The 26,229-nt window shown below is 74.6% G+C and carries 21 protein-coding genes; 9 read left to right on the top strand and 12 right to left on the bottom strand.

Going from position 1 to position 26,229, the window contains the following annotated elements; all coding sequences use genetic code 11:
- Positions 1–2 precede the first annotated feature (2 nt).
- Genes ACQEVU_RS24125 through ACQEVU_RS24105 form a run of 5 tightly spaced genes read right to left on the bottom strand, consistent with a single transcriptional unit; the run spans position 3 to position 4,989 of the window.
- Positions 3–839, bottom strand: coding sequence for an ABC transporter permease (locus ACQEVU_RS24125; protein ID WP_433327188.1), 837 nt, complete (start codon positions 837–839; stop codon positions 3–5).
- A complete protein-coding gene (locus ACQEVU_RS24120) occupies positions 836–1,714 on the bottom strand; it encodes an ABC transporter permease (RefSeq protein WP_433327186.1) in 879 nt (292 codons plus the stop codon). The genes ACQEVU_RS24125 and ACQEVU_RS24120 overlap by 4 nt, the downstream gene beginning before the upstream one ends.
- On the bottom strand, positions 1,702–2,775 hold the full coding sequence (locus ACQEVU_RS24115; RefSeq protein ID WP_433327184.1) for an ABC transporter ATP-binding protein: 1,074 nt from the start codon (positions 2,773–2,775) through the stop codon (positions 1,702–1,704). Before ACQEVU_RS24115 ends, ACQEVU_RS24120 begins: the two co-directional genes overlap by 13 nt.
- Positions 2,772–3,986 (bottom strand): extracellular solute-binding protein, encoded by a 1,215-nt coding sequence (locus tag ACQEVU_RS24110; RefSeq protein ID WP_433327182.1) that lies wholly within the window; start codon positions 3,984–3,986, stop codon positions 2,772–2,774. Before ACQEVU_RS24110 ends, ACQEVU_RS24115 begins: the two co-directional genes overlap by 4 nt.
- Before the next feature lie 16 nt (positions 3,987–4,002).
- Complete coding sequence (locus ACQEVU_RS24105) at positions 4,003–4,989, bottom strand: LacI family DNA-binding transcriptional regulator (protein WP_433327180.1); 987 nt, start codon at positions 4,987–4,989, stop codon at positions 4,003–4,005.
- A 193-nt stretch (positions 4,990–5,182) separates the two neighbouring features.
- Here ACQEVU_RS24105 and ACQEVU_RS24100 point away from each other — a divergent pair, with 193 nt between their 5' ends.
- The 4 genes from ACQEVU_RS24100 (at position 5,183) to ACQEVU_RS24085 (ending at position 8,582) form a co-directional block, all read left to right on the top strand.
- Positions 5,183–7,474: a putative bifunctional diguanylate cyclase/phosphodiesterase gene (locus ACQEVU_RS24100; protein WP_433327178.1), complete on the top strand. Its 2,292-nt coding sequence runs from the start codon at positions 5,183–5,185 to the stop codon at positions 7,472–7,474.
- A 69-nt stretch (positions 7,475–7,543) separates the two neighbouring features.
- Entirely contained in the window at positions 7,544–7,864 is a 321-nt protein-coding gene (locus ACQEVU_RS24095) for a hypothetical protein (RefSeq protein WP_433327176.1), read from the top strand.
- A 6-nt stretch (positions 7,865–7,870) separates the two neighbouring features.
- Positions 7,871–8,134: a hypothetical protein gene (locus tag ACQEVU_RS24090; protein WP_433327174.1), complete on the top strand. Its 264-nt coding sequence runs from the start codon at positions 7,871–7,873 to the stop codon at positions 8,132–8,134.
- A 241-nt stretch (positions 8,135–8,375) separates the two neighbouring features.
- Positions 8,376–8,582, top strand: a complete 207-nt coding sequence (locus ACQEVU_RS24085; RefSeq protein WP_433327172.1) for a DUF7489 domain-containing protein — start codon at positions 8,376–8,378, stop codon at positions 8,580–8,582.
- A 36-nt stretch (positions 8,583–8,618) separates the two neighbouring features.
- Here the strand turns inward: ACQEVU_RS24085 and ACQEVU_RS24080 are convergent, their stop codons facing one another.
- Complete coding sequence (locus ACQEVU_RS24080; protein WP_433327170.1) at positions 8,619–9,488, bottom strand: DUF2610 domain-containing protein; 870 nt, start codon at positions 9,486–9,488, stop codon at positions 8,619–8,621.
- 158 nt (positions 9,489–9,646) lie between these two features.
- On the opposite strand from ACQEVU_RS24080, the gene ACQEVU_RS24075 reads away from it, so the two are divergent.
- Positions 9,647–10,840 (top strand): hypothetical protein, encoded by a 1,194-nt coding sequence (locus tag ACQEVU_RS24075; protein ID WP_433327168.1) that lies wholly within the window; start codon positions 9,647–9,649, stop codon positions 10,838–10,840.
- Positions 10,837–17,604, top strand: coding sequence for a hypothetical protein (locus tag ACQEVU_RS24070; RefSeq protein ID WP_433327166.1), 6,768 nt, complete (start codon positions 10,837–10,839; stop codon positions 17,602–17,604). The genes ACQEVU_RS24075 and ACQEVU_RS24070 overlap by 4 nt, the downstream gene beginning before the upstream one ends.
- A 91-nt stretch (positions 17,605–17,695) precedes the next feature.
- Here ACQEVU_RS24070 and ACQEVU_RS24065 read toward each other — a convergent pair whose 3' ends face one another.
- Both ACQEVU_RS24065 and ACQEVU_RS24060 read right to left on the bottom strand, forming a co-directional pair.
- Positions 17,696–18,094, bottom strand: coding sequence for a hypothetical protein (locus tag ACQEVU_RS24065; RefSeq protein WP_433327164.1), 399 nt, complete (start codon positions 18,092–18,094; stop codon positions 17,696–17,698).
- 268 nt (positions 18,095–18,362) lie between these two features.
- A protein-coding gene (locus ACQEVU_RS24060; RefSeq protein ID WP_433327162.1) for an IS3 family transposase occupies positions 18,363–19,564 on the bottom strand; the annotation gives its coding sequence in 2 pieces (ribosomal slippage) (positions 18,363–19,277 and positions 19,280–19,564; 1,200 coding nt in all).
- Positions 19,565–19,891: 327 nt separating this feature from the next.
- On the opposite strand from ACQEVU_RS24060, the gene ACQEVU_RS24055 reads away from it, so the two are divergent.
- The gene (locus ACQEVU_RS24055) at positions 19,892–20,119 is read left to right on the top strand and encodes a hypothetical protein (protein ID WP_433327160.1); all 228 of its coding nucleotides are present in this window, start codon (positions 19,892–19,894) and stop codon (positions 20,117–20,119) included.
- 816 nt (positions 20,120–20,935) lie between these two features.
- Here the strand turns inward: ACQEVU_RS24055 and ACQEVU_RS24050 are convergent.
- Positions 20,936–21,265 carry an STAS domain-containing protein gene (locus ACQEVU_RS24050; RefSeq protein WP_433327158.1) on the bottom strand — a complete coding sequence of 110 codons (330 nt, stop codon included), beginning with the start codon at positions 21,263–21,265 and terminating at the stop codon, positions 20,936–20,938.
- A 50-nt stretch (positions 21,266–21,315) separates the two neighbouring features.
- Entirely contained in the window at positions 21,316–22,203 is an 888-nt protein-coding gene (locus ACQEVU_RS24045; RefSeq protein ID WP_433327156.1) for an aldo/keto reductase family oxidoreductase, read from the bottom strand.
- A gap of 101 nt (positions 22,204–22,304) precedes the next feature.
- Between ACQEVU_RS24045 and ACQEVU_RS24040 the strand changes: the two genes are divergently transcribed.
- Complete coding sequence (locus ACQEVU_RS24040; protein ID WP_433327154.1) at positions 22,305–23,159, top strand: helix-turn-helix domain-containing protein; 855 nt, start codon at positions 22,305–22,307, stop codon at positions 23,157–23,159.
- Here the strand turns inward: ACQEVU_RS24040 and ACQEVU_RS24035 are convergent.
- Positions 23,128–24,231, bottom strand: coding sequence for a hypothetical protein (locus ACQEVU_RS24035; protein ID WP_433327152.1), 1,104 nt, complete (start codon positions 24,229–24,231; stop codon positions 23,128–23,130). The two genes, ACQEVU_RS24040 and ACQEVU_RS24035, sit on opposite strands and share 32 nt — an antisense overlap.
- Before the next feature lie 28 nt (positions 24,232–24,259).
- Positions 24,260–25,006 (bottom strand): class I SAM-dependent methyltransferase, encoded by a 747-nt coding sequence (locus tag ACQEVU_RS24030; protein ID WP_433327150.1) that lies wholly within the window; start codon positions 25,004–25,006, stop codon positions 24,260–24,262.
- 111 nt (positions 25,007–25,117) lie between these two features.
- On the opposite strand from ACQEVU_RS24030, the gene ACQEVU_RS24025 reads away from it, so the two are divergent.
- Positions 25,118–26,206 carry a hypothetical protein gene (locus tag ACQEVU_RS24025; protein ID WP_433327148.1) on the top strand — a complete coding sequence of 363 codons (1,089 nt, stop codon included), beginning with the start codon at positions 25,118–25,120 and terminating at the stop codon, positions 26,204–26,206.
- Positions 26,207–26,229 lie beyond the last annotated feature (23 nt).

The following is a 26,229-nucleotide window of genomic DNA, read 5'->3' as shown; positions in this document are numbered from 1 at the left end:
TCCTAGGAGTCCGGTTCTTCCTTGACGCGGGCGACGAGCTGGGTGGGGTTGACGATGCGCAGGGCCAGCACGAGCAGCACCAGCATGGTGGCGGTGTAGACGACGGCCATGGCGTCGATCGACTGCTGGGCGCGGATGCCGGGCGAGGCCATCTCGGCGTACAGCTTGACGACCAATGTGGACGATTCCTCGTCGGCGGTCAGGAACGTCAGCTCGAACATGCCGATCGTGCGCACCAGCACCAGGATCGAGGCGGCCAGGATGCCCGGCACCAGCAGCGGGGCCAGGATCCGCAGGAACACCTGGCCGGTGCGGGCGCCGCACATGCGCGCGGCGCGCTCGATGGCCGGGTCGATCTGCTCGATGAACGGGGTCATCGTGAGGATGACGAACGGCACCGACGGCACCAGGTTGGCCAGGATGACCCCGGAGAGGTGGCCCGCGAGGTCGTACTTGTAGAGCACCGTCGCGAGCGGAATGCCGTACGTCATGGGTGGCATCAGGATCGGCAGCAGGAACAGCAGGTACAGCACCCGCTGCCCCGGGAATCGGCGCCGGGCCAGGACGTAGGCGGCCGGGACGCCGATGACGAGCGAGACCGCCACGACCGCCAGGGACACCTCCAGGGTCACCAGCAGCACGTGCAGCAGGTCGAACTCGTCCCAGGCCTGGGCGTACCACTGCGTCGTGAAGGCCTGCGGCAGCCAGGTGTCGAACCAGCTCGTGCCGAAGGAGCTGACCAGGACCGAGCCGACGACGCCGGCGAGGTTGAGCATGAAGAAGACGACGGCGCCCCACACGAGCCAGGCCGCGGGGCGCGCGACGATGCGCCGGTTCATCCCTTGCCTCCCGTCGGGCCGGTGTACAGCAGCGAGCGCCCGCCCAGCACGGCCCCGATGACGACGAGCTCGACCAGGCCCATGACGATGGCGATCGCCGAGCCCTGGGCGTAGTCGTAGTGCTGGTAGCGGGCCTGCCAGGCGGCGTAGGCGATGACCCGGGTCTCCCCCGCCGGGTCGCCGACGAGCACCGCCGACGGGAACACGCTGTAGGCGAGCACGAACGTCAGGCAGAACGTGGTCGCCAGGCCCGGCGCCAGCAGCGGCAGGGTGATGCGCCGGAACCGCGACCACCAGCCGGCGCCGAGGGTCGCCGCGGCCCGCTCGAGGCTCGGGTCGATGCCGGACAGGTAGGACAGCACGAGCAGGAACGCGAACGGGAAGCCGGTGATGACCAGCGACAGGAACACGCCCCACGAGTTGTGGATGAGCCGGATCGGCTCGTCGATGATCCCGGCGTCCAGCAGCGTGCGGTTGAGCCAGCCGGTCGGGCCGAGGTAGTTGAGCAGGCCCTGCGCGGTGAGCACGGTGCCGAGCGTGATGGGCACGACGAGCAGCGTGGTGACGGCCCGCTTGCCGCGGAACCGGCCGCGCATGCGGTAGGCGATCGGCACCGACGCGAGGACGTTGAACAGCGCGGCCGGCAGGGCGATGCGCAGGGTCGTCCAGATCGTGGCGCGCTCGTAGGCGTCGGCGAAGAAGCTGCGGTACGCCTCGAACGGGCCGCCCTTCTCCGGCTGGAACGACAGCCCGACGCCGTAGGCGAACGGGTAGATGAACAGCAGCACGACGAACGCGGCGGCCGGGGCCAGCAGCCACAGCTGCCGGTCGACGCCGCGCTCGGCGAGCCGGTGGCGCAGCGCTACGTCGGCCATGCGTCGTCCTTCGCCGGATACACGAGCAGGTTGGGCGCCGCGGCGGTCACGGTGATGGGGTCCTGGGGGGCCAGTCGCGTTGTGGTGCGCAGATGCAGCACGAGGCCGTCGCCGGTTCGCGCCTCGACGGCCATGTCCCGGCCCTGGTACTCGGCAACGTCCACGACGCACCGGATCCCCTCGTCCGACGGGACCAGGTGCTCGGGCCGGACGGCCGCGATGACATCGTCCCCGGGCCGGACATCGCCGACCGCGGTGCCGGTGAGCCGCACCCCCTCGACGTTCATCACCACGCTGTCGCCGGCGACCTTCTCGGCCTTCAGGTGCAGCAGGTTGCGGAAGCCCATGAAGTCGGCCACGTGCGGGTTGGCCGGCCGGGTGTGCAGCTCCTCGGGCGTGCCCACCTGCTGCACGCGCCCGGAGCGCAGCACCACCAGGCGGTCGGCGAGCGAGAGCGCCTCCTCCTGGTCGTGGGTGACGTAGACGGTGGTGAGGCCGAGGCTCTGGTGCAGCCGGCGGATCTCGGTGCGCATCTCCAGCCGCAGCTTGGCGTCCAGGTTGGACAGTGGCTCGTCCATGAGGACCAGCGACGGGGAGATGACCACGGCGCGGGCGATCGCGACCCGCTGCTGCTGGCCGCCGGAGAGCTGGCCGGGCAGCTTGCCCGCGTGCTCGGTCAGGCGGACCAGCTCGATGGCCTCATCGGTGCGGCGGCGCACCTCGGCCCGCGGCAGGCGGCGCATCTGCAGCCCGAAGGCGACGTTGCCGCGCACGCTCAGGTGCGGGAAGAGCGCGTAGTTCTGGAAGACCATGCCGAAGCCGCGCCGCTCGGGCGGCAGCGTGTCGAGGCGCCGCTCGTCCTGCCAGATGCTGCCGGCCGACAGCGGCAGCAGCCCGGCCAGGCAGTTCAGCGCGGTGGACTTGCCGCAGCCGGACGGGCCGAGCAGCGCGATGAACTCGCCGCGGCGGATGTCCAGCGTGAGCCCCGCCAGCGCGGCGTGCCCGGCGAAGCGCCGGGTCACGCCGTCGAGGCGGAGCGTTTCGAAGGGGGGCTGGGTCACTTCTTCACCTTCGCGCCGCCGATCTCGCGGTCCCAGCGGTCGAACGCGGCGACGAGGGCCTTGGCGTCCAGCGGTACCTCGAGCGGATTGTTGGCGATGAGCGCGTCGTACTCGGGCCGGCCGAAGTCGGCGATCGCCTTCTGGCTCTCGGCGGGCGCCATCGACAGCGGCACGTCCTTGATCGCCGGGCCGGGGTAGAAGTACCCCTTGTCGTACGCCTTCGCCTGCTGCTCCTTGGTCAGCATCGACTGCAGCAGCAACAGGATCGCCGACTGCTTGTCGGCCGACACGCCCTTGGGCACGACCACGTAGTGGGCGTCGGTGACCCAGTGGAAGCCGCTGAGCGAGCCGATCGCGGCCTCCTTCGGCACCTGGCCGAGCACGCGCGGGTTGATGTCCCAGCCGGTCGTCGAAGCGATGATCTTCGCCGAGCCGTTGGCGACGCTCTTCATCGTCTCGCTGGTCGCCGAGGGGTACAGCGTGACGTACTTGTTGAGCTCGGCGAGGTACGCCCACGTCTTCTCCCAGCCGTTGACCGGGTCCTTGGGGTCCTTGTCGCCGAGCAGGTACGGCAGGCCCATGAGGAACGTGCGGCCGGGGCCGGAGTTGGCCGGGCGGGCGTACTGCACGGCGCCGGGGTTGGCCTTGGCGTAGTCGAGCAGTTCCTGCGCGGTCTTGGGCGGGTTGGGCACCTTCGACGGCAGGTACTCGATGAGCGGCCCGGACGGGTAGTAGGTGACGGTGACGCCGTACTCCCCCGCGAGCTTCTGCATCGCCGCCGCGCCCGGCAGGTAGTCGTTCATGGCGGTGAGCCGGCTGGTGAACGGCTGGAACGACATCCACAGGTTCTGGTCGATGCCGGCGGCGAGGCCGTCGACGCCGGTGAGCACCACGTCGATGTCGACCCGGCCGGCGTCCTGCTGGGCCTTGACCTTGCCGGCGAGCTCGGGCGCGGTCGCCTTGGAGTAGGTGACCTTCGAGATGACGCCCGGGTTCTTCTGGACGTACTGGTCGATCATGCCCTGGGTCAGCTGGAGGTTGCCGGCCACGTCGAGGATGTTCAGCGAGACCGGGCCGGAGGGCTTGTCGGGCACGGTGCCGCCGGTCGGCCCGGACTCCCCGGCCGGCTTGTCGGGCGCGCCGCAGGCGGCGACCAGGGTGAGCGAGACGAGCAATGCGGCCGCGCCGAGGCGGCGGCGGGACACGAACATTGGCGGAATCCCTTCGCTAGGAGGAAGGTGCCGGGCCGGTGGAGTTGCGGACCATGAGCTGCGACTCGAGCTCCCGCCGGGGAAGCGTCCCCTCCGGGTCCGCGAGCAGTTGCAGGAGCAGGTCCACGCCGGCCCGGCCGGTCTGCTCCTTGGGCTGGGCGAGCGTGGTGAGCGAGGGGTTGACCATCTCGGACAGGACGATGTCGTCGAAGCCCATGACGCTGATCCGCTCGGGCACGGCGACGCCGCGCGCCGCGAACCGGCTCAGCATGCCGACCGCGACCAGGTCGTTGTAGCCGAGCACCGCGGTGACGCCGGAGGCGAGCACCTGGTCGGCCGCGGCGACGCCGCCGGCGAACTGCGGCGCGACGTTGCCGGTCTCGACCAGCTCGACGCCGGCCGCGGCGCAGCACTGCCGCAGCGCGCGCAGCCGCTCGCGGTTGGACCACGACAGCTTCGGGCCGGGCACGTAGGCGATACGGCGGTGGCCGAGCGCGGTCAGGTGGGCGACCGCCTGCCGGATGCCGTCGGCGCTGTTGACGGTGACCGACGGCATGCGCCCGACGCGCCGGTTGAGCATGACCATCGGCGTCTCGCCGGTCAGCGAGCGCAGCTCCTCCTCGCTCATGCGGGGCGAGCACAGGATGATCCCGTCGACCTGCTTGCTGAGGTTGCGCACGACGTCGGCCTCGGCGGTCGGGTCCTCGTCGGTGTCGGCGAGGAAGACCGCGTAGTCGAACTCGCGGGCCCGGGTCTGCACGCCCTTGACCACGCCGGGGAAGAACGGGTTGGTGAGGTCGGGGACGATGAGACCCAGGTTGCCGGTGCGGCCGGTGATGAGGCCGCGGGCGGCCCGGTTGGGCTTGTACCCGAGCGCGTCGACCGCCTGCTGCACGCGCCGGCGGGTCTCGGCGTGCACCAGCTCGGGCGTGGCCAGCGTGCGGCTCACCGTCGCCGGCGAGACCCCGGCGGCGCGCGCCACATCCTTGATCGTCACTGGCACGTGCGGTCTCCCATCGATCACCGTCGAGTCTGCAAACCTTTTCACAAACTTGTCAAGGCTCAAGTCGACATCGATCGATCTTGGGTGCTGGAACCGAACTGAAACCGTTGTCAACCGTCCGGCTCTCCTGGCCGCCCCGAACCGGCCGACAGTTCTGTGTCAACGCTGCCCGCGGCTCGGAAGGGAGGGGCGGATGTCCTTCAAGAGGTTCGACACGCCGACCCTGGCCTCGGCCGGGGTGGCGCTGTTCGCCGTGCTGGTCTTCGTCGTGAACCTGCCGGGGCAGCACGGCCCGCTGCTGCTGCTGTGGCTCGCCGCGCCGCTGTCGGTCGTCGCGCCGGTGGTGGCGGTGGCCCGCATCAGCCGCACGCCGGGCTTCGCCGCGCCGACCCGGCGCTTCTGGCGGCACCTGGTCCTGACCCTGGCCTTCGTCGGCCTCGGCGCCCTGCTCAACACGTACGACGGCACCGCGCACGGCCCCAGCCCGGACATGTCGGCGGGGACGAGCGCGGCGTACGGCGGCGCGGTCCTGACGCTGCTGTGGGCCCTGTGGCGGCTGCCGCTGGGCGTGCAGGGCCCCGGCGACCGGCTGCGCATCGGCCTGGACGCGGGCACGGTGCTGCTCGCCGCCGCGGTGTTCATGTGGCACTACCAGACCCGGCCGCTGCTCGAGGTCGCCGACTACCGGCCCGGCCCCGTGCTCGCCGTCGGCGCCACGCTGGTGCTCGAGCTCGTCGCGGTGTTCGCCATCGCCAAGGTCGCGCTGTCCGGCGACGCCTTCGTCGCCCGCGGCTCCCTGCACCTCTTCGCCGGCGGCATGATCGCCGGCGCGGTGAGCGGCGTCCTGCAGCGCTTCATCGTGGACAAGCCGCACCTGAGCCTGCCGCAGGTCATCATCCCGCTCGTCATGGTGTGCGTGCCCGCCGCCGCGCACCGCCAGCGCCAGGCCCTCGACGCGCCGGAGCGGCGGCGGGCGGCCGGTGGGCGGCCGTTCAGCATCCTGCCGTACCTCGCCGTGGCCGCCGTCGACGTCCTGCTGCTCTTCGTGATCGCCGTCGGCGACGCCGACGCCCAGGTCGCCGCGATCGCCGCCGTGATGCTGACCGGCCTGGTCGTGTGGCGGCAGATCACCGCGTTCCAGGAGAACAGCCGCCTGGTCGCCCGCCTCGACCACCACGCCACCCACGACGCGCTCACCGGGCTGCCCAACCGGGTGCTGTTCAACGAGCGCCTCGCCGCCGCGCTCGCGGGCCTGGTGCCGCGGGATGCGGTGGGCACGGGCACGAAGACCGACCGCCCGGTCAGCGTCGCCCTCATCGACCTCAACGACTTCAAGCTCGTCAACGACACCCTCGGCCACGGCGCCGGCGACGCGCTGCTGGTCGCCGTCGCCCGGCGCCTGGTCGCCGCGGTCCGCCCGGCCGACCTGGTCGCCCGCCTCGGCGGCGACGAGTTCGTCGTCGTGCTCGACGGCGCCGGCCCGGCCGAGGCCGACCGCGCCGCCCAGCGCATGATCACCGCGCTCGCCGAGCCGGTCGTCGCCGACGGCCACGAGCTGCTCGTGCGGGCCAGCATCGGCCTCGCCGACGGCCGCCCCGGCGACGACGCCGGCGAACTGCTGCGCCGGGCCGACATCGCGATGTACGCCGCCAAGCACGAGGGCGGCGGCGGCTGCCAGCGCTACGCCCCCGGGATGGCCGGCGCCGTCGCCGGTTCGGCCGGCCTCGGCGCCGAGCTACGCCAGGCGATCACCAACGGGGAGCTGTTCCTGCAGTACCAGCCGATCGTGGCCCTCGGCGACGGCCGCCTGACCGGCGTCGAGGCCCTCGCCCGCTGGACCAGCCCGGCCCGCGGCGCGGTGCCGCCGGCGCAGTTCATCCCGATCGCCGAGCGCACCGGCCTCATCGTGCCGCTCGGCGCGTGGGTGCTGCGCGAGGCGTGCCGGCAGATGGCGGCCTGGTCCGCCGGGCACGGCCCGCTGGCGCCGGCCGTCATCCACGTCAACGTCGCCGCCCGCCAGCTCGCCGAGGAGTCCTTCGTCGACCTGGTGCGCTCGGCGCTGGCCGACGCCGGCCTCGAGCCGCACCGCCTCACGCTGGAGATCACCGAGCGCACCGCGGTCGCGCTCGGCGACGCGGTCGCCCACCTCGAGCAGCTGCGCCTGCTCGGCGTGCGCGTCGCCCTGGACGACTTCGGCACCGACCAGTCGTCGCTGGCCCTGCTGCGCGACCTGCCGGTCGACGAGCTCAAGCTCGACCGCTCCTTCGTCGACGCCGACACCACCGGCCGCCGCGGCGCCATGCCGGGCGCCGTGCTGGCCCTGGCCCGGGCCGTCGGCCTCGAGATCGTGGCCGAGGGCGTCGAGGACGGGGCGCAGGCGGACCGCCTGGCCGCGCTGGGGTACCGCAGCGCCCAGGGCTACCACTTCGCCCGCCCGATGGCGGCCGAGGGCATCGACCGGCTCATGACGGCCGTGCCCGCGTGAGACCTTGACGGCGGTCGCTATAGTGAGTTCATGCCGCACCGTTAGGTTCGCGTCTCGCGCCTCTACCTGGTGACCCGCGCCGATCTCCCGCCGGGCGCCCAGGCCTGTCAGGCGGCCCACGCCGCCCTCGACTACGCCTTCGCGCACCCCGGCCCAGCCGCGGGCTGGCACACCTCCTCCAACACGCTCGTGCTGCTCGCCGCCCGCGACGAGCTCGCCCTGCGGCTGCTGTGCGACGACGCGGCAGAGGCGGGCCACCGCCTGGTCCGCGTCCACGAGCCCGACCTCGGCGGCGCCCTCACGGCCGCCGCGCTGGAACCCGCCGCGCACCGGCTGGTCCGCCGCCTGCCCCTTCTCGGTGCGAGAGAGCGCGCGGCCGCGCGCGGGTGAACCATCATGAGTACCTCGGAGACCGTCCGCGCCGAGCTCGACGCCGCCATCGCGGACGCCGACCTCGAGCGGGCGACCCGCCGGCTGCAGCACAAGGTGCTGCGCCAGGCGGCCGCCCTGGACACACTCCACCGCCGCGTCGTGACGCAGCGGTTCGTGCTGCGCACGCTCGACGAGCTGGGCCGCTCGCTCAGCCCCGACGAGTACGCCGCGGCCCGCGCCCGCGTCGGCGACGACGCCCTGCCGGACCGCATTGACCCACCCCGGTAAGTTGGCTTCGATGGGTGCCCGGCCAGGCGCCGCCGACCACCCGCACGCCCCGGAGGCCCTACGGTTGGGCGGCCGCCTCTACAGCGGCGCGCAGCGGGTTCGACTCCCGCTCGGGGCGCTGTCAGCGTTACAGCTCATCCTGCAGTCGCAGACGCAGGACCCGACTCGCGCCGGAGGCACCCGGCCCCGCGAATACCTACCGTTGGTACCTGACACGGCCGAAAGAACGGGGAGGCATTCGATGACGACGAACGAGAACGCGTGGAGCGGGACCGTCGCGAAGAAGTCGCGCGCGCTGCTCGACGGGTCCAACCTGTACCGGCGCCTCGAGGTCCGCCTCGACGACGGCACGCACCTGGACGTCAAGGTGGACCGGGACCTGTGGAACCAGCTCGAGGTGGGCGACCGCCTCGAGCAGCAGGACGGCGAGAAGCCCCGCCGGGCCTGACCCCGAGCCCGCCCGCCACGGGGGGCCGCGCCTGGGCTAGGCGTCGTGGCGGGCGATCACATCCCAGACGTTGTTGAGCTCGATGCCGAGCACGCACGTCATCACGAGGTCGACGAGCGCGCGGTGGCTCACGTTGCCCAGGCGCGTCAAGGCCCGGGCCGCGCCCGAGCGCGGGTAGGCGACCAGCGCCAGCGCGAGCGCGCCGGGCGGGACCGGGGCGAGCTCGTAGGTCTCGGCCAGCGCCGCCGCCAGGCGCAGGCTGCGCCACAGCTCGGCGGTCAGCGGCACGCCGTCGGCGCCGGGCTCGCCGGTGTCGCCGGCCGGGTCGTCCGGCTCGAGGGCCACGCGGGTCTGGGCCAGGTCGCCGGTGTGCAGGAACAGCCGGCCCCATTCCGCCTCGGCGTCGACCGACGCCAGCGCGTTGAACAGGCGGCCGGTGGTCAGCGGGGCGGCGCCGCCGTAGGCGCGGGCGTGCCGGATCGCGCGGGCGGTGGTGTCGGTGGCCGGCAGCGCGCCGAGGGCGTCGATGGCCGCCGCGGCCCGCTCGCCGGCCGACGCGGACGCGTCCGTGGCCGGTGAGCCGGCGGCCGGATCGGACGCGTCAGGCGGCGGCTCGTCGGAGACGGGGCCGGTGGCGCGGTCGATGATGTCGGCCGCGTCGTGCGGCAGCTCCGCCTCGAACGCGAGCCGGGTCGCGTCCTCCAGCGTCATGCCGCCGCCCAGCGCCTCGCGGTGCAGCCGGGCGAAGAGGTCCATCGCCCACGCCGGCATCTCGCCGCCGCGCTCCCGGCGCAGCCACGCCGCCTGCTGCTCCAGCGGGTGCGCGTCCGCCGCCGGGGCACCGATGTAGACGTTGAACGGGGCGCGCTCGCCGGCGAAGTCACACTCGAGCATGATGCGTCTCACGCGTCGCTCCCGGCCGCAGTGGGCGATGTGCGCTCCACTGTACGCGGGCCGTTCGGGTGATTCGGCCGCCGTACGAATCGGGATGTCGCCGTCACGGTGTGCATCGGTAGCCTTGCCTCGTAGGAGTTCCGGCGGTTCCGCAGACCGAAATGGGCGGCATGACAGCGACGGTCCTCTTTGTACACGGCACCGGTGTCCGCACCGAGAGCTACCTGGCCCAGCTGGAGCGGGTCCGCGCCAACGTGGTGCGCCGCCGGCCCGACGTCGCGGTGCTGGACTGCGAGTGGGGCGACAAGCTGGGCGCCGCGATGCACGCCGAGGGCGCCTCCGTGCCGGCCTGGCCGGACGCGCGGCGGCTCAGCGACGAGCGGGCCGCCGAGCGCGACTGGCGCGAGTCGCAGTGGGCGCTGCTGAACGCCGACCCGCTGCACGAGCTGCGCCTCATCGCCTCGGGCGGCCCGGCCGGCGACGAGCAGGCGTTCGTGCTGCGCGCCGAGGCGCCCGGCGACCGGCTGACGGCCCGCGCGCGGGCGCTGCCGGAGGACCCGGCGCTACGGGCGGAGCTCGCCGACGTCGGCCTCGCCGTCGCGTTCGCGGCCGCGGTGCCCGACGTCCTCGATGCCGAGCCCACGCGGCAGGCCCTGGCCGCCGGCCGGCCGCGGGTCGTGGCCGGCGCGCTCGGCCGGGCGATCCTCGCCGAAGCGATCCGGCGGGCCGCCGAGCGGCCCGAGGGCCCGGTTCCGGTGATCGAGGCCCGCCGCGAACGGCTGCTGCTCCTGCTGCTCGAGGCGCTCGGCCACGCCGACCTCGGGTTCGGCTCCAACCTGGCGCGCACGGCCGCGGTGCTGGCCTGGCGCTGGGCCGGCGCCGGCTTCGTGCAGCGCCGCCGCGGCGCGATCACCGACGCGACGTCGCCGATGGCCGGGGACATCCTGCTGTACCTCAGCCGGGGCCAGCGGATCCGGGACTTCATCCGGGCCCGTTGCCGCGACGTCTCGCCCCCGGTCGTGCTGGTCGCGCACAGCCTCGGCGGCATCGCCTGCGTGGACCTGCTGGCCAGCGAGCCGGTGCCGGAGGTCGCGGCGCTGGTGACCGTCGGCTCGCAGGCGCCCTACCTCTACGAGCTCAACGCGCTGCCGTCGCTGACCTTCGGCGAACCGCTGCCGGACCAGGTCCCGCCGTGGACCAACTTCTACGACCCGCGCGACCTGCTCGCCTACGTCGGCGCCGGCATTTTCCCCGGCCGGGTCCGCGACGTCGCGGTACCCAGCGGCAACCCGTTCCCGTTCGCGCACAGCGACTACTTCGGCAACCCCACGTTCTACGACCGCCTCTGCGAGATCATCCCGTGACCGGCGGCGGGCGCGGCGCCCCGTTCGCCGACCCGCGGCGCACGCACGCCCTCGTCGTCGGCGTCGGCCGCTACGCCTCGCCGCATTTCGAGGACCGCCCGGCGCTGGCGCACACGGCCGACCGCTTCGCCGGCTGGCTCGGCGGCCGCGGCGTCCCGGCCGACAACATCGTCATGCTCGGCGGCGGCGCCGGGGACCGGGAGGCGACCAGCGCCAACGTGGGCCGGGCGATCGCCGAGGACATCCCGGACCGCTCGGGCGACCTGCTGTGGATCTTCTGGGCCGGGCACGGCGTGCTCGACGCCGAGCGGCGCCGCCGCCTGGTGCTCGCCGACGCCACCACCCGCAACGCGCAGACCGTCGACCTGGGCGAGCTGATCGCCCTCTACGGCTCGACGTTCCTGGCCGGTTTCGCCCGCCAGATCGTCGTCGTCGACGCGTGCCAGCTGCCGCTGCCGCCCGGCGTCGCGGCGCGCTGGCCGCGGCCGATCAGCCTGCCGCCGGCGTGGGACCTCGCCACCGGGCGCACGCAGCGGGTGTGGCTGGCCGCGAGCGCCGGGGAGGCGGCCGGCTACTCCGGCACCTACGAGCGGGCCTGGTTCAGCGACACGGTGCTCGACGACCTGGAGCGGCAGGACGAGCTGTACTGGGACCCCGACTACGACGACGTCCGCGACGCGCTGGCGGCCAAGCTGCGCCGGTACGTGCCGGACGGCGACTGGGAGCAGCACCCCGTCGCCCTCAGGTTCGCCGACGAGTCCGGCGCCGCCCGCGACGAGGTGCTGCGGCCCGAGCGGCGGGCCGAGCCGGGCGCGGCGCGCGAGGTGTTCTCCGCCGCCGATCCGGTCCTCGAGGCGTACCTGCGGTGGTTCGTCGCCACCCACGAGACCACCGGGGCCCAGATCGCCGGCGCGGAGCTCGGCGCGCCGCTGCGGGACGCGCCGTGGGGCGGCGACCTCGTCGACGACGGCTCCAACGAGCACGCCCGGCGCGGCGAGCTCGGCGACGCCGCGACCGGCCCGATGTCCGGCGAGGCCGAGGCGTGGGAGCTCACCGAGCAGTCCCTGCCGTCGTACCTCGGGGCGTCGGCCGACGCCGACCGGCTCGACCTGAGCGGGCTGACCGTCCACTCCGCCGCCGACCTGCTGCGCTCCACGTGGCGGTGCGTCGTGCTCGGCGACCCGGGCAGCGGCAAGACGACCCTGCTGCGCCGGCTCGCGCTGGCGCAGGCGGCCGCGTCCCGCTTCGACGACCCGCTGTGGCGGCTGCCGGTGCTGTGCACGGCCGCGGACCTCGTCACCCGGCTCGGGCCCGACCGGCCCGGCGCCGGGCGGCACGCACTGGCGATGGCCGCCGCCGAGGCCGGCTGGTCCGGCGTCGCGCCGGCCGACCCGAGCAGCCGCGACCGGTTGTCCGCCGCCGACCTGCACCGCCTGGTCGCCCGCGCCGCCGACGCCGACCGCCTCCTGCTCATGATCGACGGCCTCGACGAGGTGCCGACCCGCGAGCAGCGCACCGACCTGCTGGCCCGGCTCAACCGGATGGTCGACGGCGAGGGCGGCCGGCACCGGCTGCCGGCGGAGCTGCCCGGCAACCAGCTGGCGCTGTCCAGCCGCCTGGTCGGGTACCACCGCAACGACCTGACCGGCCACATCCACCAGCTGATCCTGCGGCCCATGCCGGAGGCGGCGGCGCTGGCGACGTGCGACTTCTGGCTGGGGCACTACTGCGCCGCGACCGGGCTCGGCCCGCGCCGGGCGGCGGAGCTGGGTGCCGAGGTCCGCGCGGCCGTCTCCGGCGCCGGCGGCATCGGGCAGCTGGCGAGCAACCCGTACCTGCTGCTGTCGCTGATCTCGGCGGTCGCCTCCGGCGGCTTCGCGCACCGGCGCCTGCGCGGCGGCTCGCTGTTGCGCAGCGACCTCTACCTGTTCATGGTCGACGACGCGCTCGAGCGGGCGGTCCGCAAACGGCCCGGCGTGCGGCCCGACATGCTCGTCGCGCTGCAGACCGCCGTCGCGTACGAGATCCACCGCGTGTCCCGGCGGCGGGTCATCCGCGCCGCCGACCTGGAGGCGTGCGCGCGCTCGGCGGCGGCGATGCTGCCGCCCGAGGTGGCCTGCGCGCCGGACGAGGGGCCGGAGTACGTCGCGGCGATGGGCCTCATCTCGGAGCGGGCGCCGCACGTGTTCGGGTTCCTGCACCTGACGCTGCAGGAGTACCTCGCCGGGCGCTGGCTGGTCGCCGACGGCGCGGCCGCGGCCGGGCGGATCGCCGGGCATCTGCGCGACCCCCGCTGGGCCGAGCCGATCCGGCTGGGGCTCGGGCACCTGAGCCGCGCCGACCCGGCCGGGCTCGAGGCGCTGCTGCCGGCGCTGCTGGCCGGGCCCGACGGCGAGTACGCGGCGCGCCTGCTCGCGGCCGGCCTCGGCGAGCTGGCCCGGGTCACCGCGGGGCCGGTGGAGCTGGCCGTGACCGCGTCGCTGGCCGCCGACGCGCGGCGCCTGCAGTCGGGCCGGCAGCGGCCGGGCGCCGCGGCCACCGTCGCGCCGCTGCTCGCCTCGGCGGTGACGCTGCCGACCGGCGAGCGCCCCGCGCAGGTCGCGGCGGCCGCGCTCGCCGCCGCCCTGACGTCGGGCTCGCCGTGGGAGATGGCCGCCGCGGCCGGCACCGTCGAGACGCTGCGCCTGTCGGACCGGCGGGTCACCGAGGCGCTGTTCGCCGCGCAGTACCGCGACTCGACGGAGCTGGGCTGGTCGACGCTGCGCGCGCTGCGGGCCGTCGTGGCCGCGGACCCGGGCGACCCGGCCGCGGGGACGGCGGGCGCGGCGACGCCCGGCGACGAGGAGCGGGCCGACCCGGGCCGGGTGTGGGCCGATCTGCTGGAGCGCGACCGGGTGCTGCTGCGGCGGGTCACCGCCACGGCGCCGCCCGCGGCCGAGGCGGCGCCCCGGCTGCCGCTGCCGCCGGCGCTCACGCCGTTCCGCAACCAGCTCAAGCCCTGGCTGGTGGCCCGGCTCGAGGCCGCGCCGCCCGCGCTGGTGCGCCTGGTCATCGGCCTCTATGACGTGGTGAGCTTCCGGGACACGCAGCGGCTGGTCACCGAGCGCAGCCGCCTGACGGCCGAGGCGGCGATGGACGACCTGCCCCCGCCGACCCGGCACGCCGCCGCGGTCCGGCTGGACACGGTGATCGTGCCGGCCCTGGACCAGAGCGACGCCGACCCGCTGCTGGCCCCCGAGCGCATCATCGTGGACTCGCCGCTGACCGCCCGCGTGATGCGCTGGATCGTCGACGAGACCGAGCCCGCCGGCATCGCCGCGGAGCTGGAGGCCCTCGCCCGCGACGCCGGCCAGGACGACGACACCCGCGGCGACGCGCTGGCCGCCTGGATCGCGCTCGGCGTCGGCGGCGCCGCCCGCCCGGTCGCCCTGGCCCAGGTGGCCGGGCCCGGCGTGCGGCGGCGGCTCGCGTGGCGGACGGACCGCACGGCCTTCCTGCTGCGCGACGCGGCGGCCCGGGTCCGGCTCGGGCCGTTCGTGAGCGCGTTCGAGGCCGCGGTGCGCGACGAGGAGACCGACCGCCAGGTCGTGCGGGCGTTCGGCCGCCGCGGCGAGGAGTTCCGCCGGGCCGCCCGCGACGCCCTGCGGCGGGTCACCGACGACGCCTACCTCGGCAGCGGCACCGGTCACCTGACGGTGAGCCTGCAGGAGTACCTCGTCGACGCCACCCGGCGCACGGACTCCCTGCGCCGGTACGAGCTCGCCGCCAGCCTCGACATCCACGGGTTCGCGATCACCCGGGACGGCCCGCTCGCGCTCGCGTACGCCGTCGCCACGGCCCACCAGGCGGCGGACCCGGACGGGCGCAGCACGGGCTGGCGCCTCGACCCGAACGCGCCCCGGGCCGCGCGGCCCGTGCCGGAGATGCTGACGTCGCTGGACGGCATCGCGGCCGAGTTCACGTTTCTGCGCTGCTGGGTGCTGGACCGCACGGCCGGCCTGCTGGCCGCCGACGGGTTCGCGGTGGAGGCCGCGTGCGTGGCGCTGGCCGCCCTGCCGCACGACGCCGAGTCGGTCACCCGCACGCTGGGCCGGCTGGCCGCGGCGATGGCGCAGGAGGACCCGGCGTTCGACCCGGCCACGCTGTCCGTCGGCCACCCGGGCCTGGTCGCCCGGCTGGCCGCCCGGGTGCCGCGCATCGCCGACCCGTACGCGCGGGCCCGCGCCGAGCTGCACCTGGCGCGCCTGGAGGGCCGCGCGCTCGACCCGGACGCCGTCCTTCGCCTCGCCCGGGACGTCGATGAGGCCGACGACCGGCTGCGCCTGCTCGAGCTGGCCGTGACGCTGGCCGTCGCCGACTGGTCGGCGCCGCTGCTGGCCGCCGCCGACGCGTACGCCGCCGCGATCGCGGATCCCCGGGAGCGCGACCTGGCCGCGGCGCGCGTCGCCGGCCACCGCGACGGCGGGCCGGTCCCGGCGGCCGGCCCGCGCGGGGCGGCCCACGCGGACCTGCTGGCCTTCGAGCCGCTGTTCGCCGGCGCGTCCCGCGAACTGCTGTTCAACTGGGCCACGCTCACCTGCGGGCACCTGGTCGCCGAGGCGCGCTCGGCGCTGCAGGCCGAGGACGCCGGCGCGCTGTGGGGCCGCCTCGCCGAGCCGGCGGGCGCCGAGGCCGCCGCCGGCGCGCTGCGCCGCCTCGGCCGGGAGCAGCGCCTGGTGCTGGACGCGGGCGCGTCCGCCGCCGTCGACGCGCTGCTGCGCCGCGACCGGCCCGACCTCGCCGCCGAGATGCTGGCCGTCGGCACGGCGCCGCCGGCGGCCGCGGCCCGCCGGTGGCGGCGCAACCCCGACCGGCGCGTCGCCGACCTGGCCGCCCTGCTGGTGGTCGAGGGCGGCCGGCTCGACGCCGCCGCGGCCGAGGCGCTGCCGCGGCTGCTCGCCGACCGCGACGAGCTCGTGCGGCTGCGCACGAGCGCCGCGCTCATCGACAGCGGCACGCCGCGGTTCACCGACACCGGCCTCGGCGCCGAGACGCTCGCCGCGCTGGTCCGCGTCGCCGACCGCTGCCGGCGCACCGCCCCGGCCGTGGCGACCGACCTGCGGTGGGCGCTGCACGACATCGTCCACGACTCGATCCTGGTGCTGGGCCGCGTCCTCGCCGACCTCGGCGACGCCGACCTGCAGCGCTCGTTCCTGCGCAGCATCGTGCGCGTCACCCCGGTCACCCTGGCCCATCTGGCCGGGCTGCTGCCGTCGCTGAGCGAAGCCAACCAGCTGGCGCTGCTGTACACCCTGCAGGGCACGGCCGTGCGTCCACTCCGCGCCGGGGTCGACCGGGCCGCGGTCGAGCGGGTCGCCGTCGCCGTCCGGGACGCGCGCGAGAACGTCAGCGACCGGGTGCTCGAGGAGCTGCTGTACCTCATCGGCGCCGCCGGCGCGCCGGAGGCGGCCAACCTGCGGCCGCTCGCCGCCGCGGTCGCCGCCGCCGCGGACGGCCGGCCGACGCCGGGCGCGGTCGGCGCCTGCCACGGGCTCGGCTTCCTGCTGGCGCGCTCCTTCGCCGGCGTGGACGCGCCGGCCGCGGCAGCGGCCCGCGAGGACCTGCGCCGGCTCGCCCGCGGCCCGGCGACCGACGAGGCCGAGGCGGCGGTCTCCGCGCTGAGCCGGCTCGACGAGCGGGCGTGGCTGCGGGAGGCGGTCGCCGCCGGCGACGTCGACCCGCTGACGATGTTCTGGGGCCTGGTCGGCGGGCTGGACGCGTTCCGGTGGAGCGACGACGAGCGGCGCCAGGTCGCCGACCTGTGCCGCTTCGTGCTCGCGCCGCCCGCCGGGTCGCCGGCCGACGCCGCCGCGCTGACCCGCTCGCTCGTCCGCGCGCTGGTCGCCGGCGCAAGCGAGCTGCTGGCCGTGCCCATCGAGGAACGCCGCCGCGCCTCGGCGGCGACCGCCATGGCCCGCGACAGCGGCAACATGCTCACCGTCCTGGCCGAGCTGGCGCGGCTGCGCCCGGCCCCGGTCCGCCGGCTCATCGACTCCGCCTTCCCGGCACTGCGCGGGCAGCTCGTGGCCGAGTTCGCCGACGGCGACTGGATGGCCCGGCAGGCCGTCGCCCGGCTCCTGGTCGTCCTGGGCCGGGCCGACGGCGCCGCCGTGGCGGCGATCCTGGACACCGCCGTCGGCACGACGATCGTGCGCCAGGGTTTGTTCGCCGACCTGGCCTGGTTCAACAAGCTGCGGCCCGACGGGCTGGCCGCCCTCCTCGCCGCGGTCGACGACCCCCTCATCCAGCGCTGCTACCTCGCGTTCCAGGTGCTCGCCTACCTGGTCGAGCGCGAGGCGCTGAGCGCCGCCGACCACGCCCGCGCGCTGGTCGCGGTGCAGCGGGTGCTCGCCCGGCCCGACCTCGAGCAGCCGATGTACCTGGAGGAGAGCGGCGAGGTCCGGCCGACCGGCACGTACGCGGACGCCTGCCGGCAGCGGCTCGGCGTCCTGGGCGGGCTGCGCCCACCACCCGGCGCCGAGCCGTCGGCCCGGTGCGTGCTCGTCGAGGCGCCCGACGCAGCGGGCCGGCCGATGCGGCTGCACCTGCCGCTGCACGGGCGGCGCGCCTTCGACCAGCTCGACTTCCAGCTCGCCTACTACGGCCAGGTCGAGCGGCGCGAGCCGGACCGTCCGCTCATCGATGCGCTGATCCGGGCCCAGAACGCCGCCTGGGAGGCGGGCCTGACGCTGCCGCAGCTGCTCGCGCACGCCGCGGCCGGCTAGCGCCTGTTGCATCTCTGAGGCGGGGCTGCGGCCGGCCCAGATTCGGCTGGCGGCGTCCCGCCTCAGTGATGAACCAGGCGCTAGTGACTAGCTAGGAGTACTCCTGCAGGAGGGCCCGCACGCGCGCGGCGTAGGCGGACTTGTCGCAGGCGGCGGCCCGCCCGCGCGGGCGCGGCGGGAGGTCGTAGTGCGGGCGGTTGTCGTCGATGGCCTCGTCGGGCAGCGCCTTCCAGAGGATGGTGGCGTAGTCGATGCGCTGGAACGCCCGCAGCGTCTCGTCGCGGCTGAAGTTCTCGAACATCGAGCCCTTCTGCCTGGCCAGCGAGGCGCGCGCGTAGAGCGCGACCTCCAGGAACGCCTCGGCGCCGGCCGCGTCGCCGGCGCGCTCGCGCTGCACGCCGGTGTGGTACAGCACCATCGCGGCGATCTGGAAGTCCAGGTACTTGCGGGCGATGTCGTCGATCGAGTCGCGCCACTCCTGCAGGGACATCGGCAACTCCGTCCGCCGTGCGGGTCCTGCGCACAGTCTGCCGCCGTCGCGGGCCGGCCGCCAGCACCGCGGCGGGCGGTCACCGTCGTGGACGTCGACGGTGCGCCGGGGATAGCCGAGGCACGGTCAACGTCCGCCGCCCGCTGCCAGGCCCACTGGGTGGCCGAACGGCGGTGACCCTCCAGCGCCGCAAGGCCGCGACACTGTCGCCGTGACACTGTCAGCAGCCAACGCCGCCTGGGCTTCCCCCCGGGATGTGGACACCGGGTTATGCCGCAATCTGTTGCAGGGTAGCGGATGTGAGGGTTCGTTCGTAGTCGGCGGGGCTGTGGTAGCCGAGGGCTGAGTGGCGTCGGCGGTGGTTGTAGAAGGCGATCCAGCGGAACACGTCGCGGCGGGCGTCGGCTTCGCATGCCCAGGTGCGGCGATCGACGTCGAGTTCGCGTTTCAGGGTGGCGAAGAACGCCTCGGCGAGGGCGTTGTCATACGAGGTGCCGGTCCGGCCGGTCGAGCGGCGCACCCCGTGGCGGTCGCAGACCGCGGCGAAGGCGGTGCTGCCGTACTGCGATCCCTTGTCCGTGTGGAAGATGACCCCGTCGACCTGGCCGCCGCGGGCGGCGACCGCGGCCTCGAGGGCGTCGATGACGAGACTGGTACGCATGTGGGTGTTGATCGACCAGCCGATGAGCCGGCGGGTGGCGATGTCGATAACCGTGGCCAGGAACAGCCAACCGGCCCCGACGCGCAGGTAGGTGATGTCGCCGCACCAGCGTTGATCCGGGGCGGTGGCGGTGAAGTCCCGGCGCAGCAGATCCGTGACCGGCGCGGCGGCCGGGTCCGGGATCGTCGTGCGCCGGCGGCGCCGTAGATGCTTCCCGGCGATGCCACGCTGGCGCATGACCCGCTCGACCCGCTTGCGGTTGACCCGCACGCCCTGAGCGTGCAGCTCGGCGGTGACCCGCGGCGATCCGTAGGTGCCACTGGACTCGGTGTGCACGGCGGCGATCTGGTCTGCGAGCTCGTCCTCGGCCTCGGCCCGGGCGCGACGGTCCGGTTCGGCGGCGATCCAGCGGTAGAACCCGGACCGGGACACCGCCAGCAGCCGGCACAGCCGCTTCACGCCGTAGACGGCACGGTGGGTGGAGATGAACTGGAAGCGGCTGGTCACCGATCCATCTCCTTGGCGAAATAGGCGGCTGCCTTGCGCAGGATCTCCTTCTCGACCCGCAGCTCAGCGACCTCGGCGCGGAGCCGGGCGATCTCGGCGTCCTTGTCCGCCACCGACAATCCGACACCCGCCGCCGCACCCTCCGGCCGCGCTGGCTGGTCCTGCCGCCGGACCCAGTTCCGCAACGTCTCGTGGCTCATGCCCAGTTCACGAGCGACCTCGTTGATCGGCCGGCCCGACGAGCGAACCAACTCGACCGCATCACGCCGGAACTCTTCCGTGTACTTCGATGGACGCCCCAACAGGGACACCCCTTCCTCTGGACCAACGTCCAGTCTCAGGGTGTCCACACCTCAGGGGGAAGCCCAGCCACACTGCCGACCCGACACTGTCAGCATCGGACGCCGCCGCACTGCCGACGCGACACTGTCAGCACCCAACGCCGCGAGACTGCCGACCCGACACTGTCAGCATCGGACGCCGCGACACTGCCGACCCGACACTGTCAGCACCCAACGCCGCCTCCGCCTGGGCTTCCCGGGGGGAAGCCCAGGCGCACTGTCACGATGACAGTGTCACGGCGGGCGGCGCCATGTTTGCGTCCGAGCTGGGCCGGGCAGCTTCTGGCCATGACGACAATCACCGCCGACGACATCCGCGCGCTCGCGCAGTGCAACGACGCCGATCCGGCGCTGGCCGCCGACGTTGACGGCGGCGTGCGCCTGGTACCGGAGGCCGCCGCCGCGGACGGGCACATCGTGTACACCCGCGCCGACCTGGTCCGCGACTACGGCGAGGAGATCACCGACGTGCAGGCCGAGGTGCTCGCGGCAGGGCTCACCGCGCAGGAGGCCTAGGCCTCCAGGGTCTTCAGGACCCCGGTGATCTCCACGCCCCGCCGCACCATGCCGGCCGGGTTCACGACCCGCACCGCGACGCCGCCGGCCCGCCCGATGGCGAGGAGATCACCGACGCGCAGGCCGAGGTGCCCGCGGCCGGCCTCACCGCGCAGGAGACCTAGGCCTCCAGGGTCTTCAGGACCCCGGTGATCTCCACGCCCCGCCGCACCATGCCGGCCGGGTTCACGACCCGCACCGCGACGCCGCCGGCCCGCCCGATGGCGAGGAGATCACCGACGCGCAGGCCGAGGTGCCCGCGGCCGGCCTCACCGCGCAGGAGACCTAGGCCTCCAGGGTCTTCAGGACCCCGGTGATCTCCACGCCCCGCCGCACCATGCCGGCCGGGTTCACGACCCGCACCGCGACGCCGCCGGCCCGCCCGATGGCGAGGAGATCACCGACGCGCAGGCCGAGGTGCCCGCGGCCGGGCTCACCGCGCAGGAGGCCTAGGCCTCCGGGGTCTTCAGGACCCCGGTGATCTCCACGACCCGCCGCACCATGCCGGCCGGGTTGACGACCCGCACCGCGACGCCGCCGGCCCGCCCGATGGCGAGGAGATCACCGACGTGCAGGCCGAGGTGCTCGCGGCAGAGCTCACCGCGCAGGAGGCCTAGGCCTCCGGGGTCTTCAGGACCCCGGTGATCTCCACGACCCGCCGCACCATGCCGGCCGGGTTCACGACCCGCACCGCGACGCCGCCGGCCCGCCCGATGGCGAGGAGATCACCGACGCGCAGGCCGAGGTGCCCGCGGCCGGCCTCACTGCGCAGGAGACCTAGGCCTCCAGGGTCTTCAGGACCCCGGTGATCTCCAGGACCCGCCGCACCATGCCGGCCGGGTTGACGACCCGCACCGCGACGCCGCCGGCCCGGCCGGTGCGGTAGGCGGCCAGCAGCGTCGCGATGCCGGTTGAGTCGAGCATGGTCAGCTCGGCGAGGTCGACGACGATCTCGGCGACGCCGGGCTCGGCCAGCGCGCGGTCCAGCGCCTCCTCGAGGACGGGCTGGGTGCCGAGGTCCACCAGGCCGCGCAGGCCGATGTGGACCTGGACCTGGTCGAGGGCGTCACGCTGGACGCTCCGGTCCACGACCAACTCGCTGCGCATGGCGCCCTCCATCCACCGCGATGTCCGAGGCGCCGACAATATACCGAAGGTTACTTGCCCGGAAGCAACTGTCCCCGGCCGATCGCGTCGAGCTCGGCGAGGGCGTCCGGCGGCAGCTGCAGGGCGGCGCCGGCGGCGTTCTCGCGCAGGTGCTCCACCGACGAGGTGCCGGCGATGATCAGCATGTTGGGCGAGCGGTGCAGCAGCCAGGCGAGGGCGAGCGACAGCGGCGTGCTGGCCAGGCGCCGGGCCGCGTCCTGCAGCTCGTCGGACTGCAGCGGGGAGAAGCCGCCGAGCGGGAAGTACGGCACGTAGGCGATCCCCTGCCGTGCGGTGAGGTCGACGAGGTCGTCGTCGCCGCGGCGGGCGATGTTGTACATGTTCTGCACGCACACCACCGGGGCGATCGCCTGCGCCTCGGCGAGCTGCTCGGCGTTGACGGTGCTGAGGCCGAGGTGGCGGATGAGGCCCTCGCGCTGCAGGTCGGCCAGGGCCCCGAACGGCTCGGCGATCGAGCCCGGCTCGGGTGAGTCGAAGCCGCCGACGCGCAGGTTGACCACGTCGAGGGCGTCGAGGCCGAGGTTGCGCAGGTTCTCGTGCACCTGCGTGCGCAGCTCCTGCGGGCTTCGTGCGTGCGGCCAGCCGCCCTGCTCGTCGCGGCGGGCGCCGACCTTGGTCACGATGTGCAGCTCGTCCGGGTACGGCGCCAGGGCCTCCCGGATGATCTCGTTGGTGACGTGGGGGCCGTAGAAGTCGGCGGTGTCGATGTGGGTGATGCCCATCGCCACGGCCTCGCGCAGCACGGCGACGGCGGCGGCGCGGTCCTTCGGCGGGCCGAAGACGCCGGGGCCGGCCAGCTGCATGGCGCCGTACCCGAAGCGGGTGAGCTCGAGGCCGGCGGTGCGGTAGACGCCCCCGGGCAGGTCATTCTTCGTCATGCCACCACCATGCCCCGGGCGGCCGGGCGCAGGCAGAGCCGTGGCCATCCTGGGGGTGGCAGGGCCAGGATGCCCCGCCGGGCGGGCCGTAGGGTGGAGCGGTGACCAGGTCGAACGCGCTGGGCGAGTACCTGCGGGCGCGCCGGGAGCTGGTGGACCCGGCCGACGCGGGGCTGCGCGTGGTCGGGGTGCGCCGCACGCCCGGGCTGCGCCGAGAGGAGGTCGCCACGCTCGCCGGGATCAGTGCCGACTACTACCTGCGCCTCGAGCAGGGCCGCGACCGCAACCCGTCGCCGCCGGTGCTCGAGGCCCTGGCGCGGGTGTTCGGGCTGGACGCGGAGGCGACGCAGTACCTCATGGGGCTGTCCGCGGCCCGCCCCCGCGCGCCGCGGCGGCCGCGCCGGGAGGTGGTGCCGGCCGGCACGCGCCAGCTGCTGGACGTGCTGGGGTTGCCGGCGTTCGTGGAGAGCCGCATGTTCGAGGTCCTGGCGGCCAACCGCCTGGCCACGGCGCTGTCGCCGCGGATCCTCCCGGGCACCAACCGGCTGCGAGACCTGCTGCTCGACCCGGACGAGCGCGACCTGTACCCGGACTGGGACCAGGCCATCGGCGGGATGATCGCCGCCTTCCGCACCTCGATCGGTGACGACGTCGACGACCCCCGCGTCGAGCGGCTCGTCGGCGAGCTCTCCCTGGCCAGTGAGGAGTTCCGCCGGCTGTGGGCCCGCCACGACGTGCGGCCCCTCGCGGGCGCGCCGACCAGGATGCGCCACCCGGAGGTCGGCCTGCTGGAGCTTCGCCGCGAGAAGCTGGCCATCGGCGACTCCGGCGGCCAGCTGCTGGTGATCTACCACGCCGAGCCGGGCTCGGACAGCGCCCGCGGGCTGGCGCTGCTCGGCTCGCTGGCCGCGACCGGCCCGGACGTCACAGCCACGGCTCGGCGTGCCGGCGGGTGATCGGCAGCCGGTGGAACGGGATGGGCCGGTCCGCCGACCATAGCGCGGCCGGGGCGGTGGTCAGCGACGCGAACTGCAGCAGGGTCGCCTCGTAGCGGGCCCGGAACATGACGAAGTCCCGCCAGCAGCGGTCCTGGTCGCGGCACAGCGGCGCGCCGGCCCGCCGCAGCCGGTCGAAGGCGCGGTCGAACTCCGACCGGCCGACCGCCACCGGGTCGCCCATGGCCGCGCCCGGATGCGCGGGCATGCGGAAGTAGTCGCCGACCCGGCGCAGGGCGAGCGTGCCGGCCCGCAGGCACAGGTCGGCGTGCGACGGGCGCACCTCACCCAGCGCGAACGACGAGCACACCAGGGCCGCCGCGTCGAGGACCGTGCCGGCGGCGGTCACCCAGTGCCGCTGCGGTGACGGGGACCGGAAGAACACCAGGATGGGATTCGAGGAGTGCGTCTCCTCGATTTCGTTGAACCAGCGGGTCCACTCGTGCCAGTACCCGTCGAGCAGCCCGATCCCGTCGGCCTCCAGCAGCCGCTCGAGCAGTCGCACGGCCGACGGCGGGGTGCCGGCCTCGGACTCCAGGGAGGTCACCAGGATCTCGCGGCGGGAGTAGGTCGCGTACAGCGCCGGCAGGTAGCTGATGACCAGCGCGAGCAGCAGCAGTCCGAGGGTGGCCTCGACGAGTTGCAGGCAGCCGGTGACGACCCCGACCGACTCGCGGAAGCCGAGGGTGAGCAGCGAGGAGCCGCTGTCCAGCAGTGCGTTCTGCCACGGCCGGACGCCGAGCGCCCAGTACAGCCCGGTGAACCCGAACAGGGTCAGCGCGAGCCATATGCCCGGTAGGGCCAGCATCGTCACCGGCCCGAACAGTACGAGGATCCGGTCGCGCTCGCCGTAGTTGCGGGCCCAGCGCAGCCGCAGGTCGAAGACGGCCCGCACGGCCGCCATCACCCACCGTGTGATGAGCACGGACGTTCCGCGCGGCACGACGACGGTGTGCGCCGCCGACAGCGCGGTGAGGACGATGACCGCCACGGACACCGCGCCGAGGATCGAATCGAGGGCGTCTTCGATCATGGCAACCGCTTCACACGGTACCCCCGGCTCAGACGCGGGCGGCGACCGTCCAGGCCGACGCGGCCACCTCGATCGGCTCGGGGAGCAGCTGCGCGCAGCGGTCCCGCAGCGCCGCGACGCGCTCGGGGCCGAGCGTCCGGACGTAGTCGCCGGCCGGCCCGACACCCAGCGTGAACGGCTCCCACCAGGTCTCGAAGTCGCCGACGGCGACCCGGACGGTGAGCGTCGTGGACTCGATGTGCCGCAGGCCGGCCGCCGTGAAGAGCTCGGCCAGGTGGCCCTCCCGCGCGCCGGCCAGCCCGGACTCGTCGGGGGCGGCCGGGTCGAGCTCGAGGGCCGCCCGCCAGAACGCGGAGAGCGGGCCGGTGCCGCCGGCGTGGTCCCACACGCAGGCGGCCACCACGCCGCCGGGCCGGGTCACGCGGGCCATTTCGCGCAGCCCGGCGACCGGGTCGGCCATGAAGTGCACGACGAGCTGGGCCAGCGCCGTGTCGAACGTGTCGTCGGGGAACGGCAGCCGCTCGGCCGGCGCGAGGCGGATGTCGACGCCGGGGAGCCGCTCGCGGGCGGCGGCGACGAACGCCTCGGACGGGTCGACCGCGGACACGGCGGCCGCGCCGGCGCGGGCGACCAGCTCGGCGGTCAGCGCGCCGCCGCCGCAGCCGACGTCGAGCACGCGCGGCCCCTCGGCGAGGTCGGCGAAGCGCCTCGCCAGGGGTTCGGAGTATCGGCCCATGAAGCGCCCGTAGGCGTCGGCGCTGACCTCGAAGCTCATGCGCCGATCCTAGGCCGGCCGGGCCGGGAAGTTTCATGTGCCACCTGGACGTTCGCGGTCCGGCACGCCGGTTTCGGGTGCCCGGCCGGCGGCCGCACCTACCCTCGCCGCATGCGCCTGCGCCGCTCGATCATGACCGCACTGGTCCTCGCCGCCGCGGGGGTCGCGGCGGTACCGCCCGCCGCCCACGCCGGCGCGCCGCGCCACCCGGCCCGGCCCACCAACGGCTTCTCGCCGCGCGGCCTGTGGAACACGCGGCTGCCCCGTAACGTGCCGCTCGCGCCGAACTCGGCCGCGATCGTCGAGAACATCCGCCTGGACAAGGTGAACAACTACGGGTCGTGGGCGGTCAACACCGACGAGTACTCCACGCCGATCTACACCGTTGACCGGCACACGCCGACGCAGCGCTGGACGTTCTCGGACTGCCTCGGCAAGCCCGAGCTCGGCCCGGTCATCGCCGGCAGCCTGGCCGCCGTGCCGACCCCGGCGAACCTGACGCCGTCGAAGGGCACCGACGGCGCGGTCACGATCTACCGGCCCGACACCGACGAGTACTGGGACTTCTGGCGCGCCGAGCAGGCGCCGGACGGCCACTGGTCGGCGTGCTGGGGAGGCCGGATCGAGCACTACTCGCGCAACCCGGGCATCTTCACCAACCCGCTCGGCGCCACCGCGACCGGGCTGCCGATGGGCGCGTTCGTGATCCGCATCGACGAGCTGCGCCGCGGTTACATCGACCACGCGGTCAACATCGCCACCGTGCGCACCCGGGCGAACTGCCACTCGTGGCCGGCGACCCGCGACGACGGCAACACCGAGGGCGCCGACATCCCGTGCGAGGGGCAGCGGTTCCGGCTCGACCCGGCGTTCGACATCAGCACGGTGCGCAGCCCGGTGGCGCGGATCATCGCGCGGGCCATGCAGGAGTACGGCCTGATCATGACCGACAAGGCGGGCGCCCTGGTGACCCAGGCCGAGGATCCGCGGCCCTACATGCTCGCCACCGGGCGGCCCGACCCGTACCCGGCGCTCATGGATCCCGACGACGTCGTGCCGGACGGCGTGGAGAGGTATGTGATTCTGGGCGACATCCCGGTCGAGCGCCTGCAGGCCCTGCACGGTCGACTTTTGCTTGAGTTAGCGAAAGTTTTGCCAGATTCATCGATACATCTGGACACATTGATAATAACCCCATAGTGTTGCCCGCACAGCTCTGAGAG

The sequence above is a fragment of the Dactylosporangium sp. CA-139066 genome (genome assembly GCF_050936175.1).
Lineage (GTDB): Bacteria > Actinomycetota > Actinomycetes > Mycobacteriales > Micromonosporaceae > Dactylosporangium.
Note: the sequence above shows the minus strand (reverse complement) of the source record. Positions and strands in the feature narration are given on the sequence as shown.